General features: G+C 67.2%; 15 protein-coding genes. 14 read left to right on the top strand and 1 reads right to left on the bottom strand.

Annotated features, from left to right (window positions below):
• Positions 1-27 precede the first annotated feature (27 nt).
• The 13 genes from bchY (at position 28) to BLS85_RS05425 (ending at position 13,180) form a co-directional block, all read left to right on the top strand.
• Positions 28-1,512: a chlorophyllide a reductase subunit Y gene (bchY, locus tag BLS85_RS05485; protein ID WP_092783420.1), complete on the top strand. Its 1,485-nt coding sequence runs from the start codon at positions 28-30 to the stop codon at positions 1,510-1,512.
• Positions 1,512-2,969, top strand: coding sequence for a chlorophyllide a reductase subunit Z (bchZ, locus tag BLS85_RS05480; RefSeq protein ID WP_092783417.1), 1,458 nt, complete (start codon positions 1,512-1,514; stop codon positions 2,967-2,969). Before bchY ends, bchZ begins: the two co-directional genes overlap by 1 nt.
• Positions 2,970-3,181: 212 nt before the next feature.
• Positions 3,182-3,355: a light-harvesting antenna LH1, beta subunit gene (gene pufB, locus BLS85_RS05475; RefSeq protein WP_092783414.1), complete on the top strand. Its 174-nt coding sequence runs from the start codon at positions 3,182-3,184 to the stop codon at positions 3,353-3,355.
• Between the two features lie 41 nt (positions 3,356-3,396).
• Positions 3,397-3,576 (top strand): light-harvesting antenna LH1, alpha subunit, encoded by a 180-nt coding sequence (pufA, locus tag BLS85_RS05470; RefSeq protein ID WP_092783411.1) that lies wholly within the window; start codon positions 3,397-3,399, stop codon positions 3,574-3,576.
• Positions 3,577-3,717: 141 nt separating this feature from the next.
• Positions 3,718-4,557, top strand: a complete 840-nt coding sequence (pufL, locus tag BLS85_RS05465; protein ID WP_092783408.1) for a photosynthetic reaction center subunit L — start codon at positions 3,718-3,720, stop codon at positions 4,555-4,557.
• A gap of 13 nt (positions 4,558-4,570) precedes the next feature.
• Positions 4,571-5,548 (top strand): photosynthetic reaction center subunit M, encoded by a 978-nt coding sequence (gene pufM, locus BLS85_RS05460; protein WP_092783406.1) that lies wholly within the window; start codon positions 4,571-4,573, stop codon positions 5,546-5,548.
• Positions 5,548-7,074 carry a photosynthetic reaction center cytochrome PufC gene (pufC, locus tag BLS85_RS05455; RefSeq protein WP_092783403.1) on the top strand — a complete coding sequence of 509 codons (1,527 nt, stop codon included), beginning with the start codon at positions 5,548-5,550 and terminating at the stop codon, positions 7,072-7,074. The genes pufM and pufC overlap by 1 nt, the downstream gene beginning before the upstream one ends.
• Positions 7,075-7,905: 831 nt before the next feature.
• Positions 7,906-8,793: a LysR family transcriptional regulator gene (locus tag BLS85_RS05450; protein ID WP_092783400.1), complete on the top strand. Its 888-nt coding sequence runs from the start codon at positions 7,906-7,908 to the stop codon at positions 8,791-8,793.
• 44 nt (positions 8,794-8,837) lie between these two features.
• The gene (gene queA / locus BLS85_RS05445; protein ID WP_092784018.1) at positions 8,838-9,884 is read left to right on the top strand and encodes a tRNA preQ1(34) S-adenosylmethionine ribosyltransferase-isomerase QueA; all 1,047 of its coding nucleotides are present in this window, start codon (positions 8,838-8,840) and stop codon (positions 9,882-9,884) included.
• 83 nt (positions 9,885-9,967) lie between these two features.
• Positions 9,968-10,438, top strand: coding sequence for an RrF2 family transcriptional regulator (locus BLS85_RS05440; protein WP_092783397.1), 471 nt, complete (start codon positions 9,968-9,970; stop codon positions 10,436-10,438).
• Positions 10,439-10,579: 141 nt separating this feature from the next.
• Entirely contained in the window at positions 10,580-11,464 is an 885-nt protein-coding gene (locus BLS85_RS05435) for an S-methyl-5'-thioadenosine phosphorylase (RefSeq protein ID WP_092783394.1), read from the top strand.
• A 48-nt stretch (positions 11,465-11,512) separates the two neighbouring features.
• Complete coding sequence (locus BLS85_RS05430; protein ID WP_092783391.1) at positions 11,513-12,664, top strand: glycerate kinase; 1,152 nt, start codon at positions 11,513-11,515, stop codon at positions 12,662-12,664.
• A gap of 12 nt (positions 12,665-12,676) precedes the next feature.
• Positions 12,677-13,180, top strand: coding sequence for a cysteine peptidase family C39 domain-containing protein (locus BLS85_RS05425; protein WP_092783388.1), 504 nt, complete (start codon positions 12,677-12,679; stop codon positions 13,178-13,180).
• Positions 13,181-13,199: 19 nt separating this feature from the next.
• Here the strand turns inward: BLS85_RS05425 and BLS85_RS05420 are convergent, their stop codons facing one another.
• Positions 13,200-13,505 carry a HigA family addiction module antitoxin gene (locus tag BLS85_RS05420; protein WP_092783385.1) on the bottom strand — a complete coding sequence of 102 codons (306 nt, stop codon included), beginning with the start codon at positions 13,503-13,505 and terminating at the stop codon, positions 13,200-13,202.
• Between the two features lie 678 nt (positions 13,506-14,183).
• Here BLS85_RS05420 and BLS85_RS05415 point away from each other — a divergent pair.
• Positions 14,184-15,347 carry an ABC transporter substrate-binding protein gene (locus BLS85_RS05415; RefSeq protein ID WP_092783382.1) on the top strand — a complete coding sequence of 388 codons (1,164 nt, stop codon included), beginning with the start codon at positions 14,184-14,186 and terminating at the stop codon, positions 15,345-15,347.
• The last annotated feature ends 183 nt before the right edge of the window (positions 15,348-15,530 follow it).

Genomic DNA, 15,530 nt, shown 5'->3' with positions numbered 1-15,530 from the left:
GAGAGCGAAAGGCAAGGGCCCGCATCGATGACCGATTTCACCGCCACACGCGACGATGATCGCGCCGCGGAGGCCGCAGAGACGGCCTATGACGCGGCCGGTGTGTCGTCGGCTGACGCCGGGGCCGAAGGCGCCCGGGGTGTCGGCGTGGCGGGGTGTCATGGCGGTGCCGAGCCGACGCTCAGCAACAGCGAGGCCCTCGCCCGCGTTGCCCGGTCTCACCGACCGGGTCCGCACGGGCGCCCGCAGACCATGTGCCCGGCCTTCGGGTCGCTGCGCGTCGGGCTGCGCATGCGGCGCACGGCGACGATCCTGAGCGGCTCGGCCTGCTGCGTATATGGTCTCAGCTTCACGGCGCACTTCTACGGCGCGCGACGGTCCATCGGGTATGTTCCGTTCGACTCCGAGACGCTGGTCACCGGCAAGCTGTTCGAGGACATCAAGGAGTCGGTGCACGATCTGGCCGACCCCGAGAAGTACGACGCCATCGTGGTCACCAATTTGTGCGTCCCGTCGGCCTCCGGCGTGCCGCTGCGGCTGTTGCCGCGCGAGATCAACGGCGTGCGCATCATCGGCATTGATGTGCCCGGGTTCGGGGTCACGACCCATGCCGAGGCCAAGGACGTTCTGTCCGGCGCGATGCTGGCCTATGCCCGCGCCGAGGCCGAGCAGGGCCCGGTGATGGCGCCGCGCGGTGGGCTGATCGAGAAGCCGACGGTGACTCTGCTCGGTGAAATGTTCCCGGCCGATCCCGTGGGCATCGCCCAGATGATCGAGCCGATGGATCTGGCCATCGGGCCGGTCGTGCCGACCCGCGAGTGGCGCGAACTGTATGCCGCGCTGGACTGCGCCGCCGCCGCCGCGATCCATCCGTTCTATACCCGTTGTGTGACCGAGTTCCAGACCGCCGGACGCCCGGTGGTCGGGTCGGCGCCTGTGGGTGTCGAGGGCACCGCCTCCTGGCTGGAGGCCATCGGCAAGGCGTGCAACGTGCCGGCCGACAAAGTTGACACCGCGAAGGCCCGGGTGCTGCCGGCGGTCAAGGGTGCGCTGGAAAAGACCTCGATTCCGCACCGGGTGATCGTCTCCGGGTACGAGGGCTCGGAACTGCTGGTCGCGCGCGTGCTGATGGAGGCCGGCGCCGATGTGCCTTACGTCGGCACGGCGACTCCGCGCACGCCCTGGTCGGCCGACGACGAGGCTTGGCTCCGGGCGCGTGGTGCACACGTCGAGTTCCGCGCTTCGCTGGAAAAAGACAAGCAGGCGGTGGACGCCTTCTCGCCCGACGTGGCCATCGGTCCGGTGGTCCAGTACGCCAAGCAGAAGGCCATTCCGGCGCTGTACTTCACCAACCTGATTTCCGCGCGGCCCATGATGGGACCGGCCGGCGCTGGCTCGCTGGCCCAGGTCATCAACGCCGCCGCCGCCAACCGCGAGCGGTTCCGCACCATGCATTCGTTCTTCTCGACCGTGGGCGGCGGCCGCAGCATCGACGTGGGGAGGGACGGCTGATGCTGGTTCTCGACCACGACCGCGCGGGCGGCTACTGGGGTGCGATCCACGTTTTGACCGCGATTCGCGGGCTTCAGGTCATCATCGACGGCCCCGTCGGCTGCGAGAACCTGCCCGTGACCGCCGTGCTGCACTACACCGACGGTCTGCCCCCGTTCGAGCTTCCGGTGGTGGTCACCGGGCTGGGCGAGGAGGAGTTGGGCCAGTTCGGGACCGAGGCGGCTATGGTTCGCGCGCGCAATGCGCTTGATCCGGACAAACCCGCCGTGGTGGTCACCGGCTCCATCGCCGAGATGATCGGTGGCGGCGTGACGCCCGAGGGGACCAACATCCGTCGCTTCCTTCCGCGCACGATCGACGAGGATCAGTGGCAGTGCGCCGACCGCGCGCTGGTGTGGCTGTGGAAGGAATACGGTCTGGTCAAGGGCCGTTGGCCGGAGCCGACTCAGCGCCAGCCGGGCGACACGCCGCGCGTCAACATCATCGGCGCCATCTACGGCATGTTCAATTCCTGGTCGGACGTGGCGGAGGTTGAGCGGCTGGTGCGCGGGATCGGCGCCGAGGTCAACCTGACGTTCCCGGTTGGCGTGCCGCTGGAGCAGGTCGGCCGACTCACGGATGCGGATGCGAATATCTGCCTGTACCGCGAGGTTGGCGAATCGCTCTGCGAGGCGCTGGAAAAACCGTGGCTTCGCGCGCCGTTCGGGCTACACTCGACCACGCGGTTCCTGCGGGCGCTGGGCGAGGTGCTGGGCCTGGATCCGGAACCGTTCATTGAGCGCGAGAAACAAACGACGATTCGCCCGATCTGGGATTTGTGGCGGTCGGTGACCCAGGACTTCTTCGGCACGGCGAGCTTCGGCATCTCGGCCACCGAGACCTATGCCAGCGGCGTGCGGGGGTTCCTGGAAGACGAGATGGGCCTGCCCTGCGCGTTTTCGTTTGCGCGGCGGGCGGGCGAGAAGCCGGACAACGCGGCCATCCGCAAGGCGGTGCAGGAGAAAACGCCGCTGATCCTGTTCGGCAGTCACAACGAGCGTACGTACCTGGCCGAAATCGGTGGCCGGGCGCAGTATATTCCCGCGTCGTTTCCGGGCGCGATCGTGCGGCGGCATACCGGCACGCCCTTCATGGGGTACGCCGGCGCCACGTACATCGTGCAGGAAGTCTGCAACAGTCTGTTCGACGCGGTCTTCAATATCCTCCCCCTGGGCACGGACCTGGATGCCGTGGACGCGACTCCATCGCGGCTGCACCGGGAACTGCCCTGGGACGACGAGGCCAAGGCGCTGCTGGATTCAAGCGTCGAGGCCCGGCCCATGCTGGTGCGAATCTCAGCGGCCAAGCGGCTGCGGGACATTGCCGAGCGTGAGGCCCGTCGGACCGGGGAGGAAATCGTGACGAGGGCGCGCGTTGCTGATACACTCGCCGCCTTCGCGGAGGGGCAACTGACATGACGGTCGCCACGTCGATCCAGGTTGCTTCTTCCGTACCCGCTCCATTGTCCCGAGGCTGTGTCGTGCTGACGGCCGCCGCGGGGCACGGAGGGTCCACCCGAAAACGTGGTGCGGGTGGGCCAGTCACACTGGACATGTTTCGGTTCGGTTTCGACCGGCCGGGATGTGCCTGGAACTGGCCAACTGTGGCCAACTACTAGGAGGTTATGGATATGGCTGAGAGCGCAGCGAACAACACCGGTCTGACCGAAGACGAAGCCAAGGAGTTTCACACCTTCTTCACCCAGGGCATCAGCTACTGGTTTGGCCTCGTCGTGGTTGCGCACGTCCTGGTGTGGATGTGGTGCCCGTGGCTGACGGACGCCCTGTGCAACGCCACCGTGTAAGACGGGCGTGCAACGATACTGTGTAACGAGGAGTTAGAACTATGCATAAGCTCTGGATGCTGCTTGATCCCGCCCGTACCCTGGTTGCGATTTTCGTTTTCCAGACCCTGGTCGGCCTGCTGCTGCACTTCATGCTGCTGAGCACGGACCGTCTGAACTGGTGGGAAGGCCCGCAGGAGATGGTTAACGTGGTGCTGCCGTACACCACGATGATCTCCTAAGGCTGATGGAGGTCGCGGTCCTGTCTAGGGCCGTGTCTCGTTGGTAGCGGTTGGGTCTCCGGCGCGAGGCCCGGAACCCGCCGCTACTGATCCTATTGTGGAGGCGGCCGGCTGCCGCCTTCTGGCCGGAGGGTCCCAACAATGGCCATGCTGGATTTCGAGCGAAAGTATCGTGTCCGGGGAGGGACGCTAGTCGGCGGCAACTTGTTTGATTACTGGGTGGGGCCGTTCTACGTCGGCTTCTTCGGGATCGCTGCTGTTGCCTGTGCCGGACTTGGCATCGCTCTTATGTTTTTGGGGGCTATCCAAAGCCCCGCCACTACCCTGTGGAACCTGAATATCGAACCGCCGGACCTGAGCGTGGGTCTGGGCGTGGCGCCCTACATGGAAGGGGGCATGTGGCAGATCATCTCCCTGTGCGCGGCTGGTGCCTTCATCTCGTGGGCGCTGCGTGAAGTCGAGATCTGCAATAAGCTGGGCATCGGCTATCATGTGCCGATCGCTTTCAGTGTTGCCATCTTCGCGTATCTGTGTCTGGTGTTCATTCGCCCGCTGCTGATGGGCGCGTGGGGTCATGGGTTCCCCTATGGCATTCTGGGCCACCTGGACTGGGTGTCGAACGTCGGCTACCAGTACCTGCACTGGCACTACAACCCGGGACACATGACCGGCATCTCGTTCTTCTTCGTGACGTGCTTCGCCCTGGCGCTGCACGGCGGCCTGATCCTGTCCGCGGCCAACCCCGGCAAAGGGGAAAAGGTCAAGCTGCCCGAGCATGAGAACACGTTCTTCCGGGATTTCATCGGTTACTCGATCGGTCCCCTCGGCATTCACCGTCTTGGCCTGTTCCTGGCCCTGACCGCGGTGCTGACGAGCTGCGTGCACATTCTCATCGCCGGTCCGCTCTGGACCCGTGGTTGGCCGGAATGGTGGATGTGGTGGCCGAAGATGTGGATCTGGCTTGCACCTGCTGTGTCGTGAGGGGGTCAACACGATGGCTGAATATCAAAGTATCTTCACGCGGGTTCAGGTGAGGTCTCCAGCCCACCTGGGCGTGCCGCTCTCGGAGGGGATGTCCCAACGCGTCGGCACACCGATCTTCTCGCGTGTCTTGGGGTGGATCGGCGATGCGCAGATCGGCCCCATCTACCTGGGCTTCTTTGGCCTCGCCGCGCTGTTCAGCGGGTTCATCGCCGTTGAGATCATCGGCCTGAACATGCTGGCGAGCGTGGACTGGAATATCTGGACGTTCATGCAGAAGTTCTTCTGGCTGGGTCTGGAGCCGCCGGCTCCCGAGTACGGCCTGAGCATTCCGCCTCTGAACGAAGGCGGCTGGTGGATCACCGCCGGCTTCTTCCTGACGCTGGCGCTGGGTCTGTGGTGGTGGCGGACGTACACCCGCGCGAAGGCGCTGGGCCTCGGCACGCACGTGGCGTGGGCCTGGACCGCCGCGATCTGGCTGTACTTGGCCCTGGGTCTGATCCGTCCGGCCCTGATGGGGGCGTGGAGTGAAGCGCCGCCGTTCGGTATCTTCCCGCACCTGGACTGGACCGCCGCGTTCTCTATCCGGTACGGCAACCTGTACTACTGCCCGTTCCACATGCTGACGATCGCCTTCCTGTACGGTTCGGCTCTGCTGTTCGCCATGCACGGCGCGACGATCCTGTCGGTCTCCCGCTACGGCGGCGACCGCGAGGTCGAGCAGATCACCGACCGTGGCACGGCGGCGGAACGTGCCGCTCTGTTCTGGCGCTGGACCATCGGCTTTAACGCCACGATGGAATCCATCCACCGCTGGGGCTGGTGGTTCGCGATCCTGACGCCGCTGAGCGGATCGATCGGCATCATCCTGACCGGTACGGCTGTGGACAACTGGTTCCTGTGGGGTGAGAAGCACGGCATCGTTCCGTTCATTCCCGACATTCTTCCGCCCGGGTCTGACCCGGCGCTGGTGAGCGGGGGGGCGCAGTAATGGCTTATCTTCCCAAAGGAAACAAACGCATCTTCGGCTTGGCCATCTGGGCGGCCGTGATCACGGTCCCGCTTGGACTGCTGTTGTACACCTATGCGCCCCGGTACTACGTGAACCAGCTCGGGTATCGTGGCCAGCAGCTCGGCGACATTCAGAACATCAATGCGGTTGCGGCGCGCAACGCCGAAAACGTGGCTCCGGAACTCTGGCCGGCGATGGAGGGCGAAGGCCCCCTGGCCTCCGAGGTCTACGAGAACGTTCCGGCGTTGGGTCACCTGACCCAGGCCAACTTCGACCGCCTGATGACCCTGATCACCGAGTGGGTGGCTCCGGACGAGGGCTGCGCCTACTGCCACGTCGGCGAAGGCACGGCGGTGGATTATGTCAGCGAGGACGTCTACACCAAGATCGTTTCGCGCCGCATGGTCCAGATGGTGCAGCACGTCAACGCCACGTGGGGTGACCACGTCTCTCCGGCGGGCGTGACTTGCTACACCTGCCACCGTGGCCAGCCGGTTCCGACCGAGCTGTTCTACACCGACCCGCGTCCGGTGACCCACGCGAACAAGAACGCGGGCAACCGTCGTGGTCAGAACCTGCCCCGTCGCGACAACGCCTATGCGGCGCTGCCGTACGAGACCTTCACCCTTTTCCTGTCGGAAATGGATGACGGCGTGGGCGATATTCGCGTGACGTCCAACACGGCCCTGCCGACCGTCAAGCAGGTGGAGCCGGACATCAACGCGGCCGAGCGGACCTTCGGTCTGATGATGTTCATCTCCGAGGCCCTGGGCACGAACTGCACCTACTGCCACAACTCCCGTGCGCTGGAGCAGTGGAACCAGTCCCTGCCGGCCCGTATCACCGCGTGGTACGGAATCCGGATGAACCAGGACATCAACGAGCACTTCCTGATCCCGCTGCAGCCTGAGTATCCGGCTGACAAGCTGGGTATCCTGGGCGACGCCCCGAAGGCTCACTGCGCGACGTGTCACTACGGGGCCACCAAGCCTCTGCTGGGCGCGGACGTGATCAGTGCCTACCCGTCCCTGCAGGGGCCGGGCGCGGACGTCGATCTGCGGACGGCGGCGTACCACCTGGACGCCATCGCCGAGGAAGCCGCTGCTGAGGAAGCGCCGGTCGCCGAGGAAGCCGCTGCTGAGGAGGCTCCGGCCGCCGAGGAAGTCGCTGCTGAGGAGGCTCCGGCCGTCGAGGAAGCCGCCGTCGAGGAAGCCGCTGCTGAGGAAGCGCCGGTCGCCGAGGAAGCCGCTGCTGAGGAAGCGCCGGTCGCCGAGGAAGCCGCTGCTGAGGAAGCGCCGGCCGCTGAGGAAGCCGCTGCTGAGGAAGCGCCGGCCGCCGAGGAAGCCGCTGCTGAGGAAGCGCCGGCTGCTGAGGAAGCGCCGGCCGCTGAGGAAGCCGCTGCTGAGGAAGCGCCGGCCGCTGAGGAAGTCGCCGAGGCGACCGAGGAAGTGGTCGAGGAAGCTGCCGAGGTTGTCGAACCGGAAGAGACCCCGGCCGCCCAATAAGGTGGTACCGCCACTCTCTACGCGGACGTATGTACCTGGGAGTTTGGGACCCTCCCATCACGGCGGGGCTGATCGGTGGCCCCGCCATGATGGGGCCCGCTTCAGGCGGGCGCGCAACCCCGGCACTGGGGCCCAGACTGTGACATGGGGACCCGTACCTTCGGTCGGTGGGAGGGGCGGATTGCAGAGGACCGGATCGTTAAGACTGTTATCCGAGCCTGACACGCCGACGAAGAACCACCCGGACGCGAACGTCGCGTGCCGGGTGTTCTTTGTTTTGGGGATCGCGCACGGGGGGCGGCCGGACGGGACGATAGAGGCAGTCCCGAACAATCCGGAACGGATCGCGGCGACGAATAGCTTCGATCAGAAATGGGTCGGGCGCAGTGCGTAATTCGGAACGCCCGCGACGCGTGCGCCAAAAAGGTGTGTGCGATCCGGGACGGATCGGTAGGATGATCAGTTGAAACAGGTATGAGTCGGGGCTTGTCGCGCGAGGTAGAGGTCACGGCAAGCGCCCTGGGACGGCAGCCGTCGCGCCCGCCACGCGGCACCGATGCTTCTGGACCAAAAACCAAGCGATCCGGAACGGATCGCGACGACGATGTGATTCCATCTCGAGGGGCTAAGGCGCGTTGGGTGCCCCAAATGAAACGCAAAGCGCTTGAGTGACGAATCGTTTTGGGGGACGTGGCGCCGCCGCTGGGGGCCGGTCGCGCAGCCTGTCCGCATGGCCCGGAGTCGCGGTCGGCGGCGCCGCCGGGCCCCCGATCTCCCTTGCATGGGCCCGATGATGGCACCTCTTGGTCCCCTGGTGAACGGAGACAGCCCATGGAAATGCATCAGGTGCGGTATTTCCTGGCTCTGGCCGAATCGCTGAATTTCACGCGCGCGGCAGACATGTGCAACGTCTCCCAACCGGCGTTGACCCGGGCGATCCGCAAGTTGGAAGAAGAGCTGGGCGGGCAGTTGTTCCGGCGCGAACGCACCCTGACCCACTTGACCGATCTCGGGCATTTGATGAAACCGCACCTGGAAGCCGTGATGGCCGCCAGCGCCGCCGCGCGCACGGAGGCCCTGGGGTTCCGCCACCTTGAGAAGGCTCCGCTCAAGCTGGGGGTGATGTGCACCATCGGCCCGCGTCGGCTGATTCGATTCTTTCAGACCCTGGAGCGGGACATTCCGACCCTCGAGGTCGCGTTGCGGGAGGGGCCGGCCGACTGGATCATGGACCGGATGCTCCACGGGGAATTGGATCTCGCGCTTCTGGCGCTGCCCTGTTTCCCGGATCGCCTTGAGTCCCGGGTTCTGTTTTCGGAGCGCTATGTCGTTGCGTTCCCAGAGGGGCACCGGTTCGGGACCTTGAACGCCGTATCATTGTCGGACCTGGACGGGGAGGACTATTTGAACCGGTCCAATTGCGAATTCGGGGAATACATGCTGGCCCGACATTCCGAACAGCCCGAGCCAGCGCTGCGCGTGCGGTATGAAACGGAACGCGACGATTGGATCCAGGCCATGATCCTGGCGGGCATGGGGTGCGCGATCATGCCAGAGTTCCTGCCCATCATGCCGGGGGTCGTCACGCGCGACCTGGTTGCCCCGGCGGTGAGTCGCGAAATCAGTCTGGTGACGGTCGGGGGCCGGCGCTTTTCTCCCGCTGTCCAGGCCGTGATCAGCCTGGCGAGGCGGTTTGATTGGACAGTGGACACCGCGTGACGCACAGTGCGGCCCCGTTTCACGCCGACCGCGATGCCACCGCCATGCGCGTTGACCTGTTCGACTTTGACCTCCCCGCAGACAGAATCGCGAGCCGCCCGGCCGATCCGCGCGACAGCGCGCGGTTGCTCCGGGTGACCGCCGATGGTGGCCTCGAAGACCGGGCGGTGGCGGATCTGCCGTCGGTGTTGTCGCCGGGGGATGTCCTGGTGCTGAACGATACCCGTGTCATTCCGGCGCGGTTGTTTGCTCGCGTTGGACAGGCCCGGGTCGAGGTGATGCTCCATCGACGGGTCGGCCCGGACGCGTGGTGGGCCTTTGCCCGTCCGGCCAAGAAGGTGCGCCCGGGAACCGACCTCCTGTTCGCTGAGGGCTTCACCGGGGCGTGCGCGGAGAAAGGCGAGGGCGGCGAGGTTCTCGTACGGTTTGACCGGGCCGGCGCCGCGTTGACGGCGGCCCTGGAGGACCATGGTCATGTGCCCTTGCCGCCCTATATCAAGCGGCCGGATGATCAGGCGGACCGGGAGACGTATCAGACCGTGTTCGCCCGGGCCGACGGCGCGGTGGCCGCGCCCACGGCCGGTTTGCATTTCACGGAGCGGCTGTTCGCGGCCTTGGACGAGCGCGGGGTCAGGCGGGTGACGGTGACACTGCATGTGGGCGCCGGGACGTTTCTGCCGGTGAAGGCGGAGGATACCGACGAGCACCGCATGCATGTCGAGGACGGCGAGATCTCGGCCGCGGCGGCCCAGGCCATTTGCGAGGCCCGCGCCGGCGGTGGTCGGGTCGTGGCGGTGGGGACGACCAGTCTGCGCATCCTGGAAAGCGCGGCCGCGCCGGACGGGACGCTGGGCGCGTTCTCGGGCGGCACGGACCTGTTCATCACGCCGGGATACCGCTTTCGCGCGGTGGACCGCCTGGTGACCAATTTCCACCTGCCGAAAAGCACGCTGTTCATGCTGGTCTCCGCCTTTAGCGGGCTGCGGACCATGCAGGCCGCGTATGCCCACGCCATCGCGGGCGGCTACCGGTTTTACAGTTACGGCGACGCCTGTCTATTGGACGGTCGCCCTCGGGAACGGTGTGATTGACGGCGCTGGGGCGCGGGCCTATGTGCCTCACGTGTCGCCGCCGCTCGCCCCCGCCCCCGCCGACGCCTCCGGAGCCCACCCGCATGATCCGCATTCCCCAACGCCACCGCATCGCCATGGAGGCCGTGCTGGATATCGCCTTCCATGGCGGGGCGGCGCCAGTGCGTGGGGCGGAGGTCGCCGATCGGGTGGGCGTGCCGCGCCGCTCTCTCGAAAACACGTTTCAGGCCCTGGTCCGGGCCGGCGTGCTCGTGGCGCAGCGCGGGCCCCGGGGCGGCTACCGACTGGCCCGGGAACGTCGGCGCATCGGGGTCGGAGAGATCGTCCAGGCCCTTGACGGTCTTGACGGCGACGGCGACGGCGCCGTGCCCGAGGCGGCGGGACCGGCCCTTTCATCCGATCTGGAACGGGCCGTCATCGCGCCGCTGGCGGAGGCGGCCGAGCGCGCGCTACAGGCCCACCTGGACACCCTGACGGTGGAGGACCTGTGTCGCCGGGCCAGGGAGAGCGGCGTGCGGGCCGTCCGCGATGGTCCCGCCGACTTCGCGATTTGATGTCCGGCGCCTCGGTTTCATGCCATCAACCGGCTGATGAGGAACGGTTTTCGGGTCGTCGGACGAAAAAGGTCCGCGATTCCATTCGCGCGTCACTTGCTCTAGGATGCCGCCCGATCTTCACCCCGGGAGAGACAGGGCATGACGAACAATAGCGGCACACCGGTCATCGGCGTCATTGGCGGATCAGGTCTATACGAGATCGATGGGCTGACCGACACCAGATGGGAAACCATGGACTCGCCCTTTGGCACGCCGTCCGACCAGATGCTGTTCGGCGATCTCGACGGCCAGCCCATGGTGTTCCTGCCCCGACACGGACGGGGCCACCGGATTCCGCCGTCGGGCCTGAACTATCGCGCCAACATCGACGCCCTGAAGCGCGCCGGGGTGACGGAGATCCTGTCGGTCTCGGCGGTCGGTTCGCTGGACGCCGACCTGCCGCCGGGCACGTTCGTGATCGTCGATCAATTCATCGACCGTACCTTCGCCCGCGAAAAGAGCTTTTTCGGAGAGGGTATGGTGGCCCATGTCTCCATGGCCCACCCCACCTGTGGCCGGGTGGGCGACGCCGTGGAGCAAGCCTGCCGCGACCTCGACATTCCGCATCAGCGCGGCGGCACCTATCTGGTGATGGAAGGGCCGCAGTTCTCGACCCGGGCCGAAAGCGAACTCTACCGCGCCTGGGGCTGCGACGTGATCGGCATGACCAACATGCCGGAGGCGAAGCTCGCCCGCGAGGCCGAGATGTGCTACTGCACGGTTGCCATGGTGACGGATTACGACTGTTGGCACCCCCACCACGACCACGTCACCGTGGATGCCATCATCAAGGTTCTGATGGACAACGCCGAGAAGGGCCGTGCCTTGGTCAAGGCAGTGGCGCCGCGTCTGTCGGGCCGGACGACGGCCTGTGATCGGGGGTGTCACGCGGCCCTGGAGACCGCGCTCATCACCCATCCGGACGTCCGAGACCCGGGCATGCTGGCCAAGTTGGACGCGGTTGCCGGGCGGGTGCTGGCGTAAGCGGCCCGACGGGCCGGTCGGTCGGCACCGGGGAAAGGCAGCGCCGCCATGCGGGTCGTGATCGCGCCGGATTCCTTCAAGGGTTCCGCCACCAGCCTACAGGTCGCCCGCGCCATCGAGTCCGGCCTGGGCCGGGCCGGGGGGGCCGTCGACGCCGTCCTGGTCCCGCTGGCCGACGGCGGCGAGGGGACGGTGGCGGCACTTCATGCCGTGCTGGGCGGCGAGATCGTGACCGTCACCGCACGGGACCCGCTGGACCGGCCGGTCAGTGCCTCCTATGCCTGGGTTCCCGGGCGGCGCCTCGCGGTGATCGAGATGGCGGCGGCCTCCGGTCTGCCGCTGATGGGCGCGACGCTTGATCCCCACGCGGCCTCCAGCCATGGCACCGGGGACCTGATCCGCGACGCCCTGGATCGCGGCGCCGAGCAGGTGATCCTGGGACTCGGCGGCAGTGCCACCGTCGATGCCGGCACCGGGCTGCTGGCCGCCCTGGGAGCGCGGTTTCTGGACGCCGAGGGGCGCGCGGTGCGGGGCGCGGGCGGCACGTTGGGGCGCATCGCCGCCATCGATCTGTCCGGCCTGGATGCGCGGGCGCGGCGGGCGCGCCTGACCATCGCGTCGGACGTGTCGAGCCCGCTGTTGGGTCCCAAGGGAGCCGTTGCCGTCTTCGGCCCGCAGAAGGGCGTTGCGGAGGACGAGATCGCCGCCTTCGAGGCCGCCATGGGCCGCTTTTCCAACTTGGTCGTCGAAACGACGGGGCGGGATGTGCGGGACGCCGCCGGCAGTGGCGCCGCTGGCGGCATCGGCTATTTGTTGCGTTCGATCCTGGACGCGGAGACCCGCGACGGCTTTTCCCTGATCGCCGGCCTGGCCGACCTTGAGGCCCGGATCGCTGGTGCCGATCTGGTCATCACCGGCGAGGGGCGGCTGGATGCCCAGTCGTTGGTCGGCAAGGTGCCGGTCAGCGTCGCCCGCATGGCGCGCGCCGGCGGGGTGCCGACGGTCGCCCTGGCGGGGTCCGTCGAAGGGGACGCGGCCGCGTTCGTCGCGGCGGGGCTGTCCCTGGTCGTGCCCGTGGTCGACCGCCCGATGACCCTGGCCGAGGCCATGGCCGACGCGTCGGGCCTGATCGAACGGGCGGCGATGCGTCTGATGACGGCGGTGCGGCTGGGCGGTGCGCTGGCCGGGCGGACCGGTTGACGGCGGTTTCGCTTGCATCACCCCGGCGGCTTCGCCATATCCGCCGACATGGAACAGCCTTCCGGCGCCGCCGCCGCGCCCTCCGACGTGCCACCGGTCAACGGGTGCTTCCTGGACCGTCTGCTGCTGATCGCCGCCGCCCACGGGTTGGGCGGGGATCGCGAGGTCCTGGCGCACGCCCACGGCATTGTCGGCGACGGCTTTTGCCTGCGCACCGTGCTGGCTGTGGCCGATGACCTGGGCCTGAACGCGTGCCACGCGCGGCTGTCATGGCGGGATCTCGGGGTCGTCGCGCCCGCGCTGCCGGCGCTGCTCATCTTCCGGGACGGGGCCACCGCCATTCTGGACGCGCTGGAGCCGGCGCGCCCGGCGCCCGGTCAGGGGCCGGACCTCGCCCGCCTGCGCGACGAAGGCGACCCGGCGGCCGATCCGCCCCGGCACCTGGACCTGACGGAGGGCGACCTCGCGCTGTTCTGGGCCGGGGATGTGATCGTGGCTGATGCGGCCCGTCGATGAATGGTGACGCGGCTCGGCCTCACGCCACCCGCTGCGGGAATGGCCGCACCTCGCGTTCGATGTCGCCGGCCATGACCTTGCCGGTGACATGCAGGTCGAAGCGGCTTTGCAGGTTCATCCAGTACAGCGGCGAGGTGCCGAAATAACGCCCAAGCCGCAGCGCCATGTCGGCGCTGATCGAGCGCTGCCCGGACAGCACGTCCTGCAGCCGGCTGACCGGCACGCCCAGGTCGGCGGCCACACGATCCGCGTCGAGGCCGTTGGGCGCCATGAACCGCTTACGCAGCACGGTACCGGGATGCTGGGAGCTGTCGCGATGGGCCATGGGTTGGCATCCGCCTGAGGGGCCGCCTTCCCGGTCCTGGCCGCACGAAAACGCGTCGCGCACGGGCGACCGGACGGGACGGGTCGTTTCGTCGGGTGATCGGGGCACGCCGCCCACGATGTCTCAAGCTAGGCCGGCGTTTGGGGGAAGTCAATTTCCCCTGGCCTCCACCACGGCTCCGACCTCGGGGGATCGAAAAATCACAAGGGTGAGGACCGCAGCCCGTCGAGGGAGAACTTCCGCGCCCTTAGGGTGTTCAGGATGACGCCATCGCCTCGAAAGAACGTCATTCCGACGGGAGCGCGGCGGTCGAGGGTTCTCCAACGGTAGGTAAAGGGTGGTCTGAAACGGATCCTCATTCGGGTTCGGAACCCTGGCGCCTCCAGACCCCCGGGTCCTGTTCACGACTCTGGCCTGGGTCCCGGATCCGGGGTCCGAGATCCTCCGTCGGGGCTTTGCGCAAACCCATCAAACCGTTATGGTCTTGTCTCCGTCATGGGGGTGACTCACACGATGACGTTTCGGTTTCGGTCCTGATCGCTTTCGGCTAAGGTCCCGCCCATCCAGGCGTGATTGGGCCCGGGCGACGCGTTCCGGGCCGAGGGGCGCCGACCGAACGGACATCACCGGATCAAGCAAGACGGCCTTGCAGGCCGAACAACAGGGGAGGACGGTTTCATGTTCAAACGGATGACCAAGGGGCTTCTGGCCGCCACGGTGGCGGTGTTCGCGCTGGGTGGCACCGCGCCGGCAGTCGCGCAGGACGACCCCATCCGCATCGGCTCGTTTCTGGCCGTGACCGGGCCGGCGTCGTTCCTGGGCGACCCGGAACTGAAGACGCTGGAGATGTACATCGCGCGCATCAACGGCGCCGGCGGACTGGTGGGCCGTCAGCTGGAACTGATCCACTACGACACCGGCGGCGACGCCAACAAGGCGCGCACCTTCGCCAAGCGCCTGCTGGAGGAGGACGAGGTCGACGTCATCCTGGGCGGCTCCACCACCGGCACGACCATGGCCGTCATTCCCCTGGTCGAGCGGGCCGAGATTCCGTTCATCTCGTTCGCCGGCGGCGTGGTCATCATCGACCCGGTCAAACCCTGGGTGTTCAAGACCCCGCACACCGACCGCATGGCCTGCGGCAAGATCTTCGAGGACATGCAGGCGCGCGGCATCTCCAACGTCGGCCTGATTTCCGGCACCGGCGGCTTCGGCAAGTCCATGCGCGCCCAGTGCCTTGAGGTGGCGCCGGAGTACGACATTGAGATCGTCGCCGACGAGACCTACGCCCCGTCGGACACCGACATGGTCGCCCAGTTGACCAAGATCAAGAACACCGAGGGCCTTGAGGCTGTGGTCAACCCGGGCTTCGGTCAGGGGCCGGCCATCGTCACCAAGAACTTTGCCCAGCTCGGCTTCGAGGTGCCGCTCTACCAGTCGCACGGTGTGGCCTCGAAGAAGTTCATCGAACTGGCCGGCGAGGCGGCCGAGGGTGTGCGTCTGCCCGCCGCCGCGCTGCTGGTGGCCGAGAAGCTGCCGATGGACGACCTGCAGCGGCCGATCGTCATGGGGTACATGACCACGTATGAGGCGGAGTACGGCGCGGGCTCCGTGTCCACGTTCGGGGGCCATGCCTACGACGGCCTGATGATGTACAAGGCCGCCGTCGAGGCCGCCGGTAGCGCTGACCCGGCTGCCGTGCGTGAGGCCCTGGAGGGCATCAGCGGCTTCATCGGCACCGCCGGCGAGGTCAACATGAGCGCCGACGATCACCTGGGCCTGGACCTGTCCGCCTTCCGCATGCTGGAAATCCAGGGCGGCGACTGGACCCTGGTGGAATAACCCCGATCCGAGCGGCGGGCCGGAGCCGACCCGGCCCGATCCGTCGGGAACGGGCGCGGCGTTTCCAGCAACCGCCCACATATCCCCCTTGCGAGACGCGCGCCGGTGCGGCACCGTGCCGGCGCGCGAGTCGCGTGGCATCTGTCGCCGGCGCGCGCGCCGGATCGACCCGCCAACGGATTC

It is taken from the genome of Rhodospira trueperi (assembly GCF_900101965.1).
GTDB lineage: Bacteria > Pseudomonadota > Alphaproteobacteria > Rhodospirillales > Rhodospirillaceae > Rhodospira > Rhodospira trueperi.
The sequence above is the reverse complement of the archived record's forward strand: the minus strand, read 5'-3'. Positions and strand labels throughout refer to the sequence as shown.